The organism is Bacillus cereus group sp. MG1 (assembly GCF_040460035.1).
Classification (GTDB): Bacteria; Bacillota; Bacilli; order Bacillales; family Bacillaceae_G; genus Bacillus_A; species Bacillus_A cereus.
The window spans coordinates 81125-98954 of record NZ_JARVGY010000001.1 but is presented as its reverse complement, the minus strand read 5'-3'; the positions used below and the strand labels follow the sequence as shown (position 1 = coordinate 98954).

Sequence of the window (17830 nt, the reverse complement as noted above, 5' to 3'; positions counted from 1 at the left end):
ACCAATAACTGCAAATAAAGTGTAGGCAATAATGAATATATCAAGAGTATTAATTTTTAAGAGGATAATGGAAAATTTACTTGATAGAGACATAGAAACCTATATGAGTTGCTCATAGAATGATGTAAATCCTCTCTATTTTTTGTAATAGAAACTAATGCTTTGATGATATTATTGAGGAAAGGTGTATATTTTCATTGATATGTAAATATGCACCTTTTCTATTGTATTTGCAATTTAATAAAGTTAATTTGAATTTATGTAACGCACATATATGAAGCCATCTTTAAAAAAGGAAGTGATTTATCATACACATTCAAGCTGTGAAAATACCAAAGAATATTGAAAGTCATTTGTTTAAGCAACTTAGTAACTTGGTTTCAAATGAGAAGAAAGAACGAATGAAGCGTTTATTAAACTCATGTGACGTTAATAGGACCCTGATAGGGGATTTACTAATCCGATCTCTAATCTGCCAAAAGTATAAAATTAATAATGAAGAAATTAGATTTAAATATAATGAGTATGGAAAACCTTTTGTTGAAAATTTTTCTGACTTTCATTTTAATCTGTCACATTCAGGAGAATGGGTGGTTTGTACTACTGCTAATTTTAATGTGGGTATTGATATAGAAAAGACTTCAGAGATAGAGGCTCTTAAATTAGCAAAAGAATTTTTTTCAGCGGATGAATTTTATGATATATCTAATATGAATTCTGATGAACAAATTAATTGTTTTTTTGATTTATGGACATTAAAAGAAAGCTATATAAAAACGATTGGAAAAGGGCTTTATACCCCATTAAATTCATTCTCTATAAAAAAAGAATCACGAACTTTAATTTCATACAAGAATATACCTAAAAACTTTTACTTTAAACAATATAACATTGATCCAAATTATAAGTTATCTGCTTGTGCAACAAGGGATGAATTTCCGCAAGAGATAATAATTAAAGACATTTATGCAATTTGCCAAAATATATACAAATTTGAAAGTAAGGAGAAAATCAATGCAGAAGACTAAACTTTTTTGCTTTCCACATGCTGGGGGATCTGCGTTTAGTTACGCAAAATGGAAAAATCACTTTAATCCATATATTGAGGTAGTCCCGATAGAGCTAGCTGGTAGAGGATATAGAATTGAAGAAAACTTGTACCAAAGTATGGAAGAGGCAGTAAATGATGTCTACAATAAAATAGTTATGCAGATAGATGATTCGCCCTACATTCTATTCGGGCATAGCATGGGAAGTTTGATCGCCTATGAATTAGCCAGAAAAATAAAAGATTCTAAAAACGTATCGCCTGAATTTCTTGTTTTGTCCGGTAGAAATCATCCAAATAGTAAAATAAAAAATATCCGACATAATCTTTCTAATGAGCAATTTAAAAGAGAAGTTATTGCAATGGGAGGTACACCATCTGGGGTACTGCAATCAGAAGAATTAATGGAGATTTTTCTCCCTATTCTAAGAGCAGATTTTAAAATCGTTGAGACGTATATTCATGACAAAAATACACAACCATGTGATATTGATTTTCTTATATTTAATGGGGAAAATGATGAATTTACTACATATGATCAAGTAATAAAATGGGAACGATACACAAGTAAAACGTGTACTTTTCATTCTTTTGAAGGTAATCATTTCTTTCTAAATGAAAATATTGAAGAAATAGCAAATAGTATTAAAAGAAAGTTAGATTCTAAAAGATTATCAAATAGTTTTTAGTTTTTTAAGTATACTCATAGCTAATAAAGAAAAATATGAAAGATGAAAAATACAGGCATTGCTGAAATTTTATTGAATATATGCATAGAATCCTAAACGAACTGTTTAAAGGCAGAGACTCTAAGCAAAATGTATATGAATTAACTTTAGTTTAAGTTGGCTTTACCTATAATACCATTTAGAGTCTTTATTATACTTAGTACAAAGTACATAACAGTTGGGGATGCTGTATGTAAAGCTAATGAATATGTGAAGTGAAAAGGCCGACTTTTATAATTATGAGTGGGCCTTTTGGTTTTATGGATATCAAATTAGTGAGCAACATTTCAAAGGGTATCTTGTGATATAACTAAGTAGATTTTTTTAAACCAGGGGATGATGAGATGAATAAATTGAAGGGGAAAATTGCATTAGTAACAGGGGCTAGTAGGGGGATAGGTCGAAGTATTGCCTTACATTTGGCACGGGCTGGTGCGTTAGTCGTTGTTCACTATAGTAAAAGAAAAGAAGAAGCAGAAAGTGTAGTGGATAAAATTAAAAAAGATGGCGGTTCCGTATTTGCGATTCGTGCAGACTTAAGTACTTTTAATGGCATTAATATATTGTATTCAATGATGGATCAATCTCTTCAAAAATATATAGGTGATACTACATTTGATATCCTTGTAAACAACGCTGGAATTGGGCAGGTGTTAACGTTAGAGGAATCTACGTTTGAAATATATGTAATGTTTAGATACCTAAAGGAGTCTACGTTTTTTTAGTAGGCTCTTTCTAGCTAATGATAAGGTACCAGCAAATAAACTATTTTGTCTAATTGACAAAATAGAAAGTTTACATAACGTTTTTCTGGTAAACAATTCTGAGTCAAATAGTGTGATCAATTAAGTTATTTAGTCCTAAATCATAAGATTTTAATACAAAATACTATAATTTGATTAATAATAGTAGTGAAAAAAATATTAAATATATCTAAGTTTTAAAGCGAATATTAGAAGCTGGTGTACCGCATTCTTATTTCAATAGCACATATGCAAGTATTAAAGTCCAGAACTCATCTGGTAGCGTTATGTACAATAAGGAAATTATGGGAAATAGACAACAAAATGCTGAAACCCAAACAGTACCTGTAAAAGAGGGAGATTATATAGAATTTACTCATATAGAAGGGGAAGCAGCAAAGGAAAAAACACGCGCGACTTTAACTAACCTTGAGAATGGAAAACAGGAATATATCGGAAAGAAAAGAACATATCGGGTTACATCTACAGGATTAATAAGACAATAAACGTATAAAAAAGTTGGGGAAATCCCCAACTTTTTTATCGTTTTAGTCAAGAAGATTCCTTTTTCAAGGAATGCGAAGTGAGTAGGTAGAGGTAAATTGGCTTCGAATAAGGTATGGCAGGAAGCTTTATCAATAAGTATGCAAATATTTTAAAAACTAATTTTTATACAAAAATTGTATACTTACGACAAGAAAGTTTACATTAACCAACAATTTTGTTTTCGGTAAATTTAAGGTGTGTAATTAATATGCATTTTTCGAGGAAAACGCAGAATTATGTCAAATTATCTTTATTTACATGACTGTGAACGTGGTATAAAAATGAAGCATATCCAAAATTATTAAAGGGGCTGAAAAAATGATTAAAAAACTTATTATTGGTTCTATTGTTTTAGGAACAGCAATAGGAGTAAGTAAACCTACATTTGCTTCAACAAATTATTCTCCATCACAGTTTCAAGATAGGGGAGATGCCCAAGTTCAATCAATACCATCGCCATGGCAGTATTTAGGGCAAACCTCTAGGGAACTTCAAATTAAAACTAAGGATCCAAAAGTGCTTGCTTTTGAATTAGCAAAAGAAGCTCCATTTTACAAAGATGAATTAGTGGATGTGTGTTCTGCAATCTTAAAAGAAAATGTAGATGTAGTATATTGGACAAGTAAGGAATGGGCTAGATTTGAAGTAGGAAATTACGAGTTTAAACATGAAATGAAAATTTATAGAGATAAAGAACGTCAGCAATTAATTACTTCAATAGAATCATAAAAAAAGAAGCTATCTTTAGTAAGATATGCATCCAATAATGTAGACAGGAAAAGAGAGCACATAAAACTGTTGCGATATTGGAAAGTAAACTAAAAAAACAAGTATAATTACTTGTTTTTTTAGTTACAGTAATTATTTAGAAGGCTTAGCTTGTATATGTTCACATACATTTATTGGATAACCATAATCCTCTCTATACTATGATTGGGATACAAAAGCTAGAAAGGTATCAATCCATTTATTCTTAAATTGAATTAACATTCCTCCGTCATGGTAGGTTTCGTTATATTTTGAAAAAACACTTCACAAACAATATGTATTACTTTATGGGAACATTATTAAATTTGAACGATATTAACAATGCTTTGTTGATAATTAGCTAAAAAAGTATTGTACGATTAAATGTATTGTGTTACATTTGTGTTACAAGGTTGTTACGAAATATTATAATTATTTCTATATCATTTCCTTTTGTTTCCTTAATGTTACGAAAGGTATAGATGTTTTATGTGTATAGGAGTGTGTGTAGTAAAGAGTCTGAGTTGAAAATACGTGCACACTTTAAATTTCCTTTCTGTCTGAATGAAGAAGACTACCAACTAATTAAAGGGTTCAAAGTAACAACTTTAAATAAAATGTGCTTCCTTTCCCACACACAATTTAGTACATATTTAAAGTACAGCCTAGTTGCTACACAGACTCTTGTACATATAAATATTAAGGTGAAATAGAGATAAGGATTTATTACATAATAAGCATTACTTAGCTAAACGTAAAAATATTATCTGTGCATTTTTATGAAATGTTAAAATGTCTAGATGATATTTTTTGAAGATTTCTTGGATATGTTTATGAATAACAATTTCTAATACTTAATGATTCTCTACTACTGCAATATCCAATAATTTATGTAATAGGATTTATAAGGTGTATGTACATTCACTTATATAGGGAAAATGAGGTTTTTCATATGAAGTATAGTTATAAAGTGTTTATATTTATTTGGACAATTATTTTATTGTTTTTTCTACTTTATTATGGTTACAGTGAAATTTCTGATACTAAGAAAGTGCCAGTTATAACAATCAAAAAATAGAAGTAAAGAATATTGAGAAAACCAAATGAGATAAAATAGATACAGTAGAAAGGCTACTACAGGAAGTAATTAATCGTACGAAGTTAGATGGTGAAAATACATCTCTTTATAAAGATGCTATTCATGCAAGGTCGTTATCAAGTGGTCATAACCCATCGAGAACATGGGTAAAAAAGTTACAAGGAAGTATGGGGGGATAGAATTCCAGAAGGCTGGAGGATATGTGGTGAAAATGTGTATGCTTGTCATGGCATTCACTACACAGCACTGACGTCCTATTTTTATGTCTTTTCAATATAGAATGAGAAAAATGAATGTTTATCGTGGGATGCAGCAGTTGCATGGTGTAAAAAGTTAGGCCTTGCACACGTTCCAGTGTTATATCGTGGCCCCTATAATGAAAAGGTAATTCGTTCGTGCTACAACGGTACTTCACTCTTTGGAGGGATTCAGGAGGGGTATGTACTTAGATTAACGGATGCGTTTCACTATAATGATTTTTCAAAATCCATAGGGGCATTTGTTCGAAAAGACCATGTGCAAACTAATCAGCACTGGATGACACAAGCGGTTATCCAAAAAAAATTAGCAAAATAAAAACACGCAATTCCAAATGGAACTGCGTGTTTTTTCTTTTTTTAGCATCATTTGACGTTCATGTATGGTTACTCTTATTAGAGAATATGTCCCCTAACCACGGAAAACTATTAATTTATTAGTTTTTATTCGTAACTTTTAAAGTATCTAATACGACTTTAGTTGTGTCTGCAATAAGCTTATCATCATATTCTGCATCTTTTTTATCATGATTAGAAAGGATGGCAAGAACAATTGGTTTTTTATTTGGTGGCCAAATAATTGCAATATCATTCCTTGTTCCATAAGATCCTGCGCCTGTTTTATCAGCTACTTCCCATCCTTTTGGTACGCCCGCACGAATCAACTTATCTCCAGTCGTATTTCTCTTCATCCAATCTACTAATAATTCACGTTTCTCTGTTGGAAGTGCAGATCCTAATGTAAATGATTGAAGTGTCTTAGCGATCGCTTCTGGTGTACTGGTATCGCGCGTTTCTCCAGGATGTACTTCATTTAATTCAGGTTCAAATCGTTCAGATTTAGTAACCGTATCTCCCGTTTCTCTCAAGATTTTTTCAAATGCGGATGGACCACCTAACTTTTTAAGAATTAAATTATGTGCCGTACTGTCACTATATCGAACAGAAGCATCTGCAAGTTCTTTTAACGTCATTCCTGTATACACATGCTTTTTTGTAATTGGATTATAATTAGAAAGGTCTTCACGCGTATACGTAATCCCTTCATCAAGAGCTTCTATTGAGTTCTGACGTAAAAGAGCTCCCGCTGCTAATGATTTAGATGTAGAGGCAAATGCAAAACGATCATTTGAATGATAAGCAATAGTTTGATTTGTACCTGTATCCAGAGCATAAATACCAAGCTTAGCATTATATTCTTTTTCAAGCTTAGCAAAAGAATCATGACCTGTATTTTCTTGTTTAATTTGCTTTATTTGTTTTGTTTGCTTTGTTTGCTTTGTTTGCTTAGGTGGTTCAGATGGAGTATTACTATTAGAACACCCTATTAGTGTTACACATGAAAGTAATACGACGGGTACAATCTTTTTGTAGGTAAAGAACTTGTTTAAAACGTACATGAATTTTCAACCTCTTTCAACGATATATGGATTTTGTTTTGGTATTTTAAATACCGATGTTAATTAAAGCGGGTGTTGGATACCGATACTTCTGAAGTTGAATTTTAACAGGCTAAGCAGAACCAAAGCGTTTATATGAATGAACAGTTGCTGTTTAGGGTGTTTCTTTTTTTATAGTTTACCCGTGAAAGTATTAAACTCGTAACATTTAAATGAAGTATCTCAATACACACTTTTTTACATCACTTTACTTTGGGGAATAATAAGTCCTTTCATATTTTTAGGGATACACATAATAGACACTCTAAGTAATAAATTTGTTCCATTTTAACTTGGTAAATGGTAAAGAAAATACAATGAATTGTAAATGAAATCTGTACGGGAATCTAGTACCGTATAGTACAGTGCATATGAAAAACTCCTCAATGCTATCTCTTAAAAAATAATAATTCTCGGCTTTATAAACTGTCTTTTCAAAAATATTGCGAACCTGTAAGAAAAATGAAAGGTAATTCAATATGAGATAAACAACCTTACTACAATGAAAAACAGAATCATTATTAAAATCATGAGATACGATATCAAGTTATTTGCGTGTTTAATACATTTTACCAAATATTCCAGTTTTAATAGGAAAAGTTAAAATGTAGACAAGTATCTTCTATCAAATCTCATTCTTAGTGTGTACATTTGGAGGGGATTTCTCATATGAAATTAGTAAAAGTAAAAGATCTTAGTTAGGAGAAAGATGAGAATGCTAACAAATTCTATGGGAAGGTGAAGAAAGAAGGTAGCGTAGGTCTATTCATTAAGAGTAAGCTTGAGGAGATTATATCAGCTAAGTTACTCTTTAGCGACACAGTTAATCCTGAGGGGATGAGACAATTACAAAAGAACAGCAAGTTGAATTTCACTTCTAAGAGGGGGCAGACGCCTCTCTTTTTTTATGTCGCAAATAGCATTAATTCGTTAAGTAATTTATATGAGATTATCTTAAATAAGTTAGTTAAGAAAGAAAAATAAAAGTGAGTAAAAAGATAAAAATATACAGGTACGTAAAAAATAAGGAAGTTGTATTTGCAAGTGTTTTAGTTTGGTGTGATATCAACCGTATTGGTAAAGGTGAATATTACGTTCAAATTAATATGGATGGAAAAGGAGGAGTTTCAAAATCTATGGATGGTAAAGTGATGGGAAAGGAGTATGAATATACATTATCGGGTTTTGATAAGGAAGGTAAAGAAAAAGAGTTAGAATTTATCGCACAAAAGAATCTTCGTAAAGAAGCATTCCTACGTGTATATCATTTAGATAAAAAAGGTGTAACAGCTTGGGAGGAAGTGCAGGAAGATGAGCTTCCTAAGAAAGTAAAAGAAAAACTAGGTGTGAAATAATCATTTATTTGTGATGGTGGATTCTCCTACGTCGAGGGTTCGCCGTTTTTTTATTATATGTTATGTTGTAGTTTTTATATAAAGCATATTGAAAAGATAGGGTAAATCATCTGGAATGATACCTCCATTATTAATAATTTGTACGTTAACCTTTCCATTATTACTAAATCCATTTATATCAACAAATTTCCCCACATACCCCTTTGTACCAATATCTTTTAAAGTACGTATAAAAAATGCCCTTTATCTTATCTTTATCTTATCTTTACCTTATCTTTAAATTTTTATATTAAACTTAAAACCTTAAAGTATTGATGTTTGAGTCTAAAAAGGGCGGGAGATAGATGTTCATTACATAGTTTGTAAATAACCAATTACCTTTGAAAAATTAAATTTTTTATACGAGGAGGAATATATGAAGGATACAAGTAAAAAACAAATTATAAAAGTGTTCCTTATTAGTATTTTAGGCTTAGGAATAATACTTGGAATGCTATATTTTAATCATAAAACCAATATTCAAAAAAATAAAGCGCTAGCCACCGAAAAACGTGTATTGCAATATGAATCTACCTTGAAAAAAGAATTAGAAAAATATAATTTAGGAGAGAAAACAGCAGTTTTATTAGGAATTATGTACCAAGAGAGTAGAGGTGAGGGAAACGATCCTATGCAGTCATCCGAATCACTTGGATTAAAGCCAAATGAAATTCAAGAGACAAGCTTGAGCATTGAACAAGGGGTAAAACACTTTGCTAAAATGTACAAATATGGAACGGACAAGGATGTTAGCATGGATACAATTATTCAAAGCTATAATATGGGGCCAGGGTATATTGATTTTGTTGCTAGTCAAGAAGTTAAACAACACTCGGAGGATTCAGCCAAAAAGTTTTCTAAGATGAAAGTTGATCAAAATCCAGCGATGTATACTTGTGGTGGAAATAAAAATAATTTTAGGTATCCATATTGTTATGGTGATTTCACATATGCCACAAAGGTAAATGAAAAAACAAAACTTATTGAAAAACTTCTTCGAAATGTACATAGTTCTTCTAAATAAGTTGCAGAATGAAATATAATGATACCCAGTTATTAATAATAGTATCTAAGAAAAAAACTACTTCCTTTCTTAATTCATATGATTTTTAAAAATAAATCCTATAGATGTTAATATTTGTTATATAATATATTTGTCAAAGCATTACCCCTAAAATTTCTACAGTCAATCTGTAAGATAGTTTGTTTGGCCCGTATATTCACCTTAAACTAAAAAGAACTTGTAGAGATTCCTACAAGTTCTTTTTAGTTTAAGGATTAAATGAGGATTTAAAATATAGTTGCAATTTTTTGAGGGGGAAAAGTAAATGTTTATAAAAACAGAAAGATTATTAATACGAAAATTTGAGTTCAAAGATTGGCAAGCTGTTCATGAGTATACATCAGATATCAATGTTATGAAATACATACCTGAAGGTTTTTTTACTGAAGAAGATACAAAAAACTTTGTAAATGAAAATATTGGTGAAAACGCTAAGAACTTTCCTGTAGTATTAATTGATAAAGATATTTTGATTGGTCATATAGTTTTTCATAAATACTTTGGTGAGCATACTTATGAGATTGGTTGGGTGTTCAACCCTGAATATTTCAATAAAGGATATGCTTCTGAAGCAGCACAAGCTACATTGGAATATGGGTTTAAGGAATTGAAGTTACATAGAATTATAGCTACATGTCAGCCACAGAATATACCATCATATCGAGTGATGGAGAAGATTGGAATGAGAAGAGAAGGCTATTTCAGGAAGTGTATACCACATGGGAATGAATGGTGGGACGAATATTATTACGCTATTTTAGAAGAGGAGTAAAGCCTCATAACGCATTATTAAAAGAAAATGTTCCTCCTGAAGTTGTAAAAGCGGTAGCTAGAATATGAATGGAAACAATTTGATGGAAACGGTCAGCCAATCATAGCGTAAGACGATGGAATTGGCATTATGTAAATTACTATTGTTGTTGATATTGTCTTAATTGAAAAAATAAGTTCTGTTATTACTTGACAAGTTCAAAAATAGTAGATATGCTTTAACACGAAACGAACAAAAAATTTGAGATATCTATGACCTGTTAGGTGAGGCTCCTATACAAACACAGGCTATTGCCCAAAAATATCGAAAGATGCCAATGGGTAGAACAGGAATTGTCGGATTAAGGCTCTTCTTAAGATAGCTAAGTGATGAATGATTCATCCTTTACGTTGTATAGTGCCAAAACTCAACTAGGGGGAATGAGCTTTATTTAGCTATGTCTTTTTTAGCAACCTCCTTTAGTTGAATTACTAAGGGAGGTTTTTTATATGCAAAATTTTATTTGTAATAAATCTTTTATAAAAGGGGGGAAGACTAATGATTGATGATATTGATCCCATATTTATGAAGAAATTAGTTTTCCTAGAAGTGGGAAAATGATACCAAGTACCACTGTCCTTAAGGAGGAATTACGATGAAAGAATGCTTACAACAATTATTAGCAACAAAAGATACACACTTAGTGCAAGAGCTTATAAAAATTCAATCCTACGATATTGCAATGGAAATAAAAGGTTTTCAACATAAAGATCAGATATCTTTAATAAAATGTTTTCCTACTGAAAAAGGTGCGAAAATTCTCAGTTATCTTACACCAGAGGAGCAATATAATATTTGTACCAATTTGCCTGTGGATAGAGGAGAAGAGCTATTAGCTAGGCAATCTATTGATGACCTTGTTGATGTAATTCTTTCAATTCATCCACTTCAGGCTGAAAAACTTATACAACTTTTGTCTGAAGAATCTCAACAAAGAATTAGAAGTCTGCTGGTTTTTCAATCTGGAACAGCGGGCAGTTTGATGACAATTGACTATATTGCTGCCAGGGAAAATTGGAAAGTGAAAGATACGCTGTCGCATATTAGAAAAATTGGGGCAGGGGTTGAATCAATTTCGTATATTTATGTTCTGGATACACGTGGTCAGCTTAATGGAATTGTTTCTATTCGTGAATTATTGCTAGCTTCAGATGATAAAACTTTATCATCGATAATGGCATCAGATGTTATTTCAGTTTCAGTGAACCTAGACCAACAGGAAGCCGTACAAAAACTAATGGATTATGATTTATCCGCTATACCTGTAACAACGATGGATAATCGGATGATAGGTATTATAACCTTCGATGATGCAATGGATGTTTTCGAAGAAGAAGCAACTGAAGATATTCAAAAATTAGGAGGGAGCACCCCATTAGATAAGCCATATTTCGAAACTTCTATTTGGCAAATATACCGTAAACGTATAGGTTGGTTATTACTTCTGTTTGTAGCAGAAGCATATACTGGTTCTGTACTTCGGCATTATGAAGAAACATTAACTCATGTAGTTGCACTGGCTTTCTTTATTCCGTTGTTAATTGGAACTGGTGGAAATACAGGTACACAGGTCGTAACTACATTGGTTCGAGCTGTAGCTCTAAATGAGGTGAAATTTAAAGATATATTTCGTGTTATGAAAAAAGAAGCATTAGTAGGCCTTTTACTAGGGCTTACATTAGCCGTGGCAGCATTAATTCGTGCGTACACTTTAGGCGTAGGTACAGAAGTCGCGCAAGTTGTAGCTATTACTGGATTGTTCATTGTTATTTGGTCGTCCATTGTTTCATCTGTATTACCCTTGATTTTAAATAAGTTAAAGCTGGATCCAGCTGTTATCTCAGGTCCGTTCATTACGACATTAGTCGATGGAACGGGGTTAATTCTGTACTTTACCATTGCAAAAATGTTACTAGGGTTATAAGAAACTTATATTAAGTTTTTTTTATACCTAAGTTCGTTCCCGCAAAGTTTGTAGACAAACTCGTTGGAAGTATAGAGAAAGAGAGAATAGAAATGAAAAAAGTATTCAAGTTACTGGAATATCCGTTGGTGTTTTCGCTTATCATTACAATTGTATTTGGAATTTTGATTATGTATAGTGCTAGCTCAATTGTTGCAGTTGAAAATTATGGCTATAGTAGTTTTTTGTTGCTAATAAGAGGGAACTTATAAATAAAAATTACTATTTATGGTGAGAATAATACTATTTAAGTGCTATTGAACTTCTGAATTTAATTGAAAATTCAGAGTAATTATAAAAATGTAGTTTTATAATTATTTTTTTAAAACAGGGGAATTCTATTTATTTGGATAGGAGGTAAATTTGTTGAGATCTAATAAAAAATATTTTTATAAACAGGAAGTATTAAGCAAAAATTATAATATGCTAATTGAAATTGCAAAAAGTGATGTTAAATCAACGTTAGATTTTTTTAAAACAACGTCTCAAGGGCTGTCTCACGAGGAAGCTACTAAGAGGCTTGAAGTGTATGGAGAAAATAAAGTAGTTTCTCAAAAAAGAATAAAATGGTATATAACATTATTTAATTCTTTTAGAAGTCCGTTTATTTCTCTTCTAATTATATTAGGAATGTTATCTTTTTTTACCAATGATATAAAAGGTACTATTATTGTGGGAATCATGGTGACGTTAAGCGTATTAATTCGGTTCATACAAGAAATTCGTTCTCAGAAGTCTATAGAAAGATTAAAAAATCTTGTATATGAAAAGGTAACTGTTCTCAGGAAGGGAAATATTCCTTATAAAGAAAATAAGAGAACTTTATTGGAGGAAAGTGGAAAGTTACAAATTGGTCTTGAGGATCTTGTACCAGGGGATATTATAGAATTATCTGCTGGAAATATTGTGCCTGCAGATGTACGGATTATCTCATCAGAAAATTTACTTGTAAATCAATCATCTCTAACAGGAGAAGCATTACCCGTTGAAAAATCAAATCAGTATTTCCATATGTACAAAAAACGTAAAATTAGAAAAATCCAAAATTTAATTGAATTAGAAAATCTCTGTTTTATGGGAACTCATATTATAAGTGGTACAGCAAAAGTAATAGTTGTAGGTACTGGAACAGATACTTACTTTGGTTCAATAGCAAAGAATCAGGTTAAGATGAACAAGAAATCTGATTCTAAATTCGATAAAGGGGTAAGCAAAGTTAGTTGGCTATTAATTAAATTTATGATCATCATGACTCCTATTGTCATGATAATCCATGGGGGTATTAATGGAAATTGGTATGAGGCTTTTTTATTTGCAATTGCTATAGCAATTGGACTCACTCCAGAAATGCTTCCAATGATTGTAACAGCTAATTTAGCTAAAGGCTCTATTAATATGAGTAAAAAAAAGGTACTTGTAAAACAACTATCTTCTATTCATAACCTTGGAGCTATTGATATTCTCTGTACCGACAAAACAGGCACGTTGACAGAAAATAAGATGGATCTGGTACGCCATACAGATACAAATGGAGAGAAGTCGGATGAGGTTTTAAGATTAGCGTATATAAATAGTTACTTCCATACAAATAATAAAAATGAAATTGATTTATCAGTTATACGTTATGTAAAAGATAGTAGTAAATATGATTTGTCTCAATACTCCAAAATAGATGAATGTCTATTTGATTTTGATAGAAGAAGAGTTTCAGTTGTTATAGAAAAAAATGCTAACGAACGAATAATGCTTTGTAAAGGTGCAGTTAGAGAAGTTGTATCAATTTGTAGTTTTATAAAAGAAAATAATAAGATAATTCCTATTACAGATGAAATCCAGCGTAGAAATAAACACCTAATTGAACTCTGGCAAGAGCAGGGGATGCGAGTTGTTGCAGTTGCATATAAACAATTAAATAGTGATAAAGTGGGAAGTTATTCTATAAATGATGAATCAGATATGATACTCGTTGGATATGTAGGTTTTTTAAATCCACCCAAACAATCGGCTATCGCTGCACTTCATACTCTACAAAAGAAAGGAGTACAAGTGAAAATTTTAACAGGTGATAACGAGTCCGTGACAAGAAATGTATGTAGGAAAATGGGCTTGTATATAGGAGAACCAGTACTGGGTTATGAAATTGATAGTCTTCCTGATAAGGTATTAGGAAAACTTGCAAGTAAAACAAGTGTGTTTGCAAAATTAAATCCTAGTCAAAAATTCCGTATTATAAAGGCACTTCAAATGAATGGTCATACAGTCGGGTTTATAGGGGATGGAATTAACGATGTGTTTGCCTTAAAACAGTCTGACGTTGGTGTATCTATCCATACAGCAGATGATATTGTTAAAGAGAGTTCAGATATTATACTTATAGAAAAAGACTTACATGTTTTAGAAGATGCTATAGTGGAAGGACGGACAACGTTTGGAAATATACTGAAGTATATTAAGATGACAGCAAGTTCAAATTTTGGAAATGTATTAAGTTTATTAATTGCTAGTGCATTTCTTCCTTTTCTTCCAATGCTACCAATTCAAATATTATGTCAAAACTTACTATATAATCTATCCCAACTTTCAATTCCGTGGGATAAAGTAGACAATGAATTTTTAATAAAACCAAGAAGTTGGGATACAAAAGATTTATTTCGTTTTATTATTTTTATTGGGCCGGTAAGTAGTGTTTTTGATATAATCATTTTTATCGTAATGTGGAATGTATTTGGTGCAAATATTCCTGAGATGCAATCCTTATTTCAAACGGGTTGGTTCGTAGTAGGGTTATTAACACAATTATTAATTGTGCATATGATTCGTACTCAACATATCCCTTTCCTACAAAGTACGGCTGCTAGGCCAGTTTTGATGCTTACAGGCTTGGTTATGTTTATAGGGATTTCCCTTCCATTTACCAGTTTAAGTACTCAAATTGGTTTAACCCCACTTCCATTTTATTATTTTCTGTGGTTATTGGGAATTTTAACAATGTATGCTTTAGTTACTCAATTTATAAAGAGAATATACATAAGGAAGTTTAATCGATGGCTATAATACTAAAAAATTCAGTCCAGAACAAGAATTACTAAATACTATATTCTAAATGGATAAGGAATTTACAGCATAATTTAGTTTGGTAGGAAAAAAATTAAGTCAGATTGATGTTTTAATCAAACTTTATTCTCATTCTATAATAGAGTAAAATAAAAAATTTAGTACAATATGGAATAGGCAACGATAAAAACTAAAGGACAACAAAAGAGATATGCTTGTTGTCCTTTGGTTTTTATTTTTAAATATGTTTTATAAAGAGATATGTATTAGATCTCTTTTTTAATTAGAGCATGAATTAAGAAGATGTCTTATTTGTTCTATAAAATAATGATGATGTTTGATACTCGACTAGTATAATAGCTACTTCCATAGAAGAAAGGAAAGAAGCGAGTGACATAACCTCTATATCATCTTTAGCTAGGGAGAAAGAAGCATGTTATTAAATATTAGGGGTACGAGAAGGTAAGGAATCCAAGGGAATGTAGAATATAAAAAGGAGTCGTTATTCGACTCCTTTTTATATGGGATAGCTTAATTATTGGAAATATTACCTATTGAAATACTTTTTCAATTGTAGGCATAACAGCTATTGGTGGTAGGGATTTAGTCCATGCAGCTGCATATACATTTAATTTCTCACCTAATGTGTAGTTTTCATCATCTGAAACAGGAACTCTTAAAATCTTATTTTGAGAAACTAGATCCCACCAATCATGTTGATAAGCAAGAGCTTCATCTTTTGTAGGCGTAGCTGCAACTACTAAATAATTGTTCTCTACTGAAATGACATATCCAGTAAAAGGTTCTTGTTCTTGGTTCTGAATAGTATGAACAGGAATATTATTGGCGGAAATCTTGTTAGAATCTGCAAAGGCCGGTGTTAATCCGAATGTAAGTCCACATCCTAGTGTTAAAGTTGTTACCGTTGTTACGAATGTTTGTTTTTTGTTAAACATGGTATATCCTCCTTATATTTTATTCTTACACTATCCACTTTCAATTTACATACATATAAAACCTTTTAATATTAAGATGCTTAACAATTCTGTCACAATTATCCTATAAATGTTAATATTATCTATTAATGGAATTGGATTTGTGTTATAATTCACTAGGTGAACTATTATTGTTCATTTCATCTCTTGATGAATGTATGCCCTTCCTTAAGTATAAAGATGTTCGATTGTATTGGTGAAGAGAGGATATATTCCTCTTCTTTTTTATTAATATGAGATTTTTAGGGAATGAACAGAAAAAGAACCCTATGGGGTTCTTTTTCTAGGCATATTAACAGTAAGGAGAGTATTGAAATACTATTTTCAAATATTTACAAGGAGAAAAATTTGAAAAAGCTTATCATGTCATTGTTTTTACATACATGTAATATAAAGTTAATTGATAATATTTAAACTCATTATTACTAATATTCAATTAAGATAGTTAGCACTACATTGATAGTGTTAATTAGCTTGATTGGTGTGGAATGTGATATGAAGCATAAGTTTGCCGCAAACTTGTGCTTTCAGGATTTGAAGAATATTCTTAATATGAATTTTAAAGAAAATATAAAATTTTACTAGACGTGAGAAAAAAGAATTGAAAATATCCTTTAAAATAAGATATATTTTGTTCAAAAAATTAGAGGACACCAATTAATTAAAGCGGTAAAAAACGTTTTAATTAATCGGTGTCCTTTTTGTTTTAAAAAGAGAATATATTTTCTCAACAGGACAAATGGTAATTAGCTATAAGTATTAATTATAAGGATAACTGGAAAATAGAAATTAATAATAAATGAGAATGCAAAATGATAACATTAATATCTGAAAGAAATCTATCTGAAATCCACGAAGACGATGTAGATGTATTAAAAGTAATGGCACATCCTGTTCGATTACAAATTGTAAATGAATTAATGCACCATAAAGTATGCAATGTTACACAGTTAACGGAAATATTAAGACTCCCCCAATCCACTGTTTCACAACATTTATCAAAATTGAGGGGAACCGTACTTCAATCAGAAAGAAGAGGATTAGAGATGCATTATTATATAGATAATGCTAAGGCACGTCAGATTGTTGAAATTTTAGATTTGTAGGTTAATAATACATAAAAGGTTTCCTGTTACAAGGCAAGAAACCTTTTTTATATGTATAACTAATTGTGTGATAATATCATACTGTAGAAACTACCTAACAATAATTAAATTTAACAGCTTATTTTATCTTGCCACACACAATTTAACACGATATATAGGTATAAACGTACAAAGAAGGGTTTTAAATAGAAATTAGATATAACAATGGATAATGGTAAGTGTATTAAAGAAATTACAGAATTAATGAAATAAAAAATAATAAATAGTTGTTGTAAAGGCTTATTCTGATAATAAAAGGAATTAGATACATTAAATTCAACTATGAGTTTTTTACTAAAAATATGTAGGTGAAGAGTATAAGTAACATAATCCTTTTGTTGCTGATGGACGAAAAGCCTTCATGGATTTCTTTAAGGAGGATTTTGTTAAAAACCCTAATTCCTCTGCAGAGATTAAACGTGTAGTAGCTGAAGGGGATACAGTTGCTCTTCATGTACATTGTCGTACTAATTCTCAAGATAAGGGAGTTGCTATAGTCGGTATATTTCGTAACAAGGATGGAAAGATTGTCGAGCACTGGGATGTAATTCAAGAGATTCCAAGTGAAGCAGCTAATAATAATACTATGTTTTAAGTAGAAAATATAGTGGATAATTGTTAATTTGTTAGGGATGTATAAGGTCTAGAAATTAAGATTATTTATAATAAAATGAAAGAGATGCCCTAGGTATGGTACTAGGGCATCTCTTTTTGTTTTAATAAGGTTAAATTTATTAGTATTCTTAAAGTGCCTATTGCATGTACTTTTTTATAACGTAATACTAATTTAGTATTAGA

The 17830-nt window shown here is 31.0% G+C and carries 11 protein-coding genes, 5 pseudogenes and 1 riboswitch; of the genes and pseudogenes, 13 read left to right on the top strand and 3 right to left on the bottom strand.

Annotation, left to right across the window (positions count from 1 at the left end; genetic code table 11):
* The first annotated feature begins 323 nt into the window (after positions 1 to 323).
* The 5 genes and pseudogenes from QCI79_RS00540 (at position 324) to QCI79_RS00520 (ending at position 3794) form a co-directional block, all read left to right on the top strand.
* The gene (locus tag QCI79_RS00540; protein ID WP_000701218.1) at positions 324 to 1028 is read left to right on the top strand and encodes a 4'-phosphopantetheinyl transferase family protein; all 705 of its coding nucleotides are present in this window, start codon (positions 324 to 326) and stop codon (positions 1026 to 1028) included.
* On the top strand, positions 1015 to 1737 hold the full coding sequence (locus QCI79_RS00535; protein ID WP_001172935.1) for a thioesterase II family protein: 723 nt from the start codon (positions 1015 to 1017) through the stop codon (positions 1735 to 1737). The genes QCI79_RS00540 and QCI79_RS00535 overlap by 14 nt, the downstream gene beginning before the upstream one ends.
* Before the next feature lie 383 nt (positions 1738 to 2120).
* Positions 2121 to 2462: pseudogene (locus QCI79_RS00530) on the top strand (SDR family NAD(P)-dependent oxidoreductase); the annotation flags it as partial.
* Positions 2463 to 2716: 254 nt separating this feature from the next.
* A pseudogene (locus QCI79_RS00525) lies at positions 2717 to 3025 on the top strand (putative mucin/carbohydrate-binding domain-containing protein); the annotation flags it as partial.
* Between the two features lie 358 nt (positions 3026 to 3383).
* A complete protein-coding gene (locus tag QCI79_RS00520; protein ID WP_000592188.1) occupies positions 3384 to 3794 on the top strand; it encodes a hypothetical protein in 411 nt (136 codons plus the stop codon).
* 198 nt (positions 3795 to 3992) lie between these two features.
* On the opposite strand, the pseudogene QCI79_RS00515 reads toward QCI79_RS00520, so the two are convergent.
* Positions 3993 to 4079: pseudogene (locus QCI79_RS00515) on the bottom strand (DUF2278 family protein); the annotation flags it as partial.
* A gap of 1045 nt (positions 4080 to 5124) precedes the next feature.
* Here QCI79_RS00515 and QCI79_RS00510 point away from each other — a divergent pair.
* Positions 5125 to 5487 (top strand): annotated as a pseudogene (locus tag QCI79_RS00510) (RNA ligase family protein).
* Between the two features lie 118 nt (positions 5488 to 5605).
* Here QCI79_RS00510 and bla read toward each other — a convergent pair.
* The gene (gene bla, locus QCI79_RS00505) at positions 5606 to 6568 is read right to left on the bottom strand and encodes a class A beta-lactamase (RefSeq protein ID WP_000289422.1); all 963 of its coding nucleotides are present in this window, start codon (positions 6566 to 6568) and stop codon (positions 5606 to 5608) included.
* Positions 6569 to 7605: 1037 nt separating this feature from the next.
* On the opposite strand from bla, the gene QCI79_RS00500 reads away from it, so the two are divergent.
* From QCI79_RS00500 to mgtA, 5 genes are all read left to right on the top strand, one after another.
* Positions 7606 to 7962, top strand: a complete 357-nt coding sequence (locus tag QCI79_RS00500; RefSeq protein ID WP_031303557.1) for a YxeA family protein — start codon at positions 7606 to 7608, stop codon at positions 7960 to 7962.
* A gap of 415 nt (positions 7963 to 8377) precedes the next feature.
* Positions 8378 to 9025 (top strand): lysozyme family protein, encoded by a 648-nt coding sequence (locus QCI79_RS00490; protein WP_000655717.1) that lies wholly within the window; start codon positions 8378 to 8380, stop codon positions 9023 to 9025.
* A 304-nt stretch (positions 9026 to 9329) separates the two neighbouring features.
* Positions 9330 to 9836, top strand: coding sequence for a GNAT family N-acetyltransferase (locus QCI79_RS00485; RefSeq protein ID WP_000470142.1), 507 nt, complete (start codon positions 9330 to 9332; stop codon positions 9834 to 9836).
* A gap of 248 nt (positions 9837 to 10084) precedes the next feature.
* Positions 10085 to 10261, top strand: a riboswitch (M-box (ykoK) riboswitch).
* A 209-nt stretch (positions 10262 to 10470) separates the two neighbouring features.
* Complete coding sequence (gene mgtE / locus QCI79_RS00480; protein ID WP_000656647.1) at positions 10471 to 11799, top strand: magnesium transporter; 1329 nt, start codon at positions 10471 to 10473, stop codon at positions 11797 to 11799.
* 402 nt (positions 11800 to 12201) lie between these two features.
* Positions 12202 to 14892 carry a magnesium-translocating P-type ATPase gene (mgtA, locus tag QCI79_RS00475; protein WP_002101013.1) on the top strand — a complete coding sequence of 897 codons (2691 nt, stop codon included), beginning with the start codon at positions 12202 to 12204 and terminating at the stop codon, positions 14890 to 14892.
* Between the two features lie 551 nt (positions 14893 to 15443).
* On the opposite strand, the gene QCI79_RS00470 is transcribed toward mgtA, so the two are convergent.
* Positions 15444 to 15848, bottom strand: coding sequence for a DUF3221 domain-containing protein (locus QCI79_RS00470; RefSeq protein ID WP_000482317.1), 405 nt, complete (start codon positions 15846 to 15848; stop codon positions 15444 to 15446).
* An 851-nt stretch (positions 15849 to 16699) separates the two neighbouring features.
* On the opposite strand from QCI79_RS00470, the gene QCI79_RS00465 reads away from it, so the two are divergent.
* Complete coding sequence (locus QCI79_RS00465; protein ID WP_000631355.1) at positions 16700 to 16993, top strand: ArsR/SmtB family transcription factor; 294 nt, start codon at positions 16700 to 16702, stop codon at positions 16991 to 16993.
* A gap of 337 nt (positions 16994 to 17330) precedes the next feature.
* Positions 17331 to 17627, top strand: a pseudogene (locus QCI79_RS00460) (nuclear transport factor 2 family protein); the annotation flags it as partial.
* Positions 17628 to 17830 lie beyond the last annotated feature (203 nt).

Excerpts from the sequence above, each read along its gene's own strand:
- QCI79_RS00535 (WP_001172935.1), top strand. The coding sequence starts at position 1,015 with ATGCAGAAGACTAAACTTTTTTGCTTTCCACATGCTGGGGGATCTGCG.
- QCI79_RS00520 (WP_000592188.1), top strand. The coding sequence starts at position 3,384 with ATGATTAAAAAACTTATTATTGGTTCTATTGTTTTAGGAACAGCAATA.
- bla (WP_000289422.1), bottom strand. The coding sequence starts at position 6,568 with ATGTACGTTTTAAACAAGTTCTTTACCTACAAAAAGATTGTACCCGTC.
- QCI79_RS00490 (WP_000655717.1), top strand. The coding sequence starts at position 8,378 with ATGAAGGATACAAGTAAAAAACAAATTATAAAAGTGTTCCTTATTAGT.
- QCI79_RS00485 (WP_000470142.1), top strand. The coding sequence starts at position 9,330 with ATGTTTATAAAAACAGAAAGATTATTAATACGAAAATTTGAGTTCAAA.
- mgtE (WP_000656647.1), top strand. The coding sequence starts at position 10,471 with ATGAAAGAATGCTTACAACAATTATTAGCAACAAAAGATACACACTTA.
- QCI79_RS00470 (WP_000482317.1), bottom strand. The coding sequence starts at position 15,848 with ATGTTTAACAAAAAACAAACATTCGTAACAACGGTAACAACTTTAACA.
- QCI79_RS00465 (WP_000631355.1), top strand. The coding sequence starts at position 16,700 with ATGATAACATTAATATCTGAAAGAAATCTATCTGAAATCCACGAAGAC.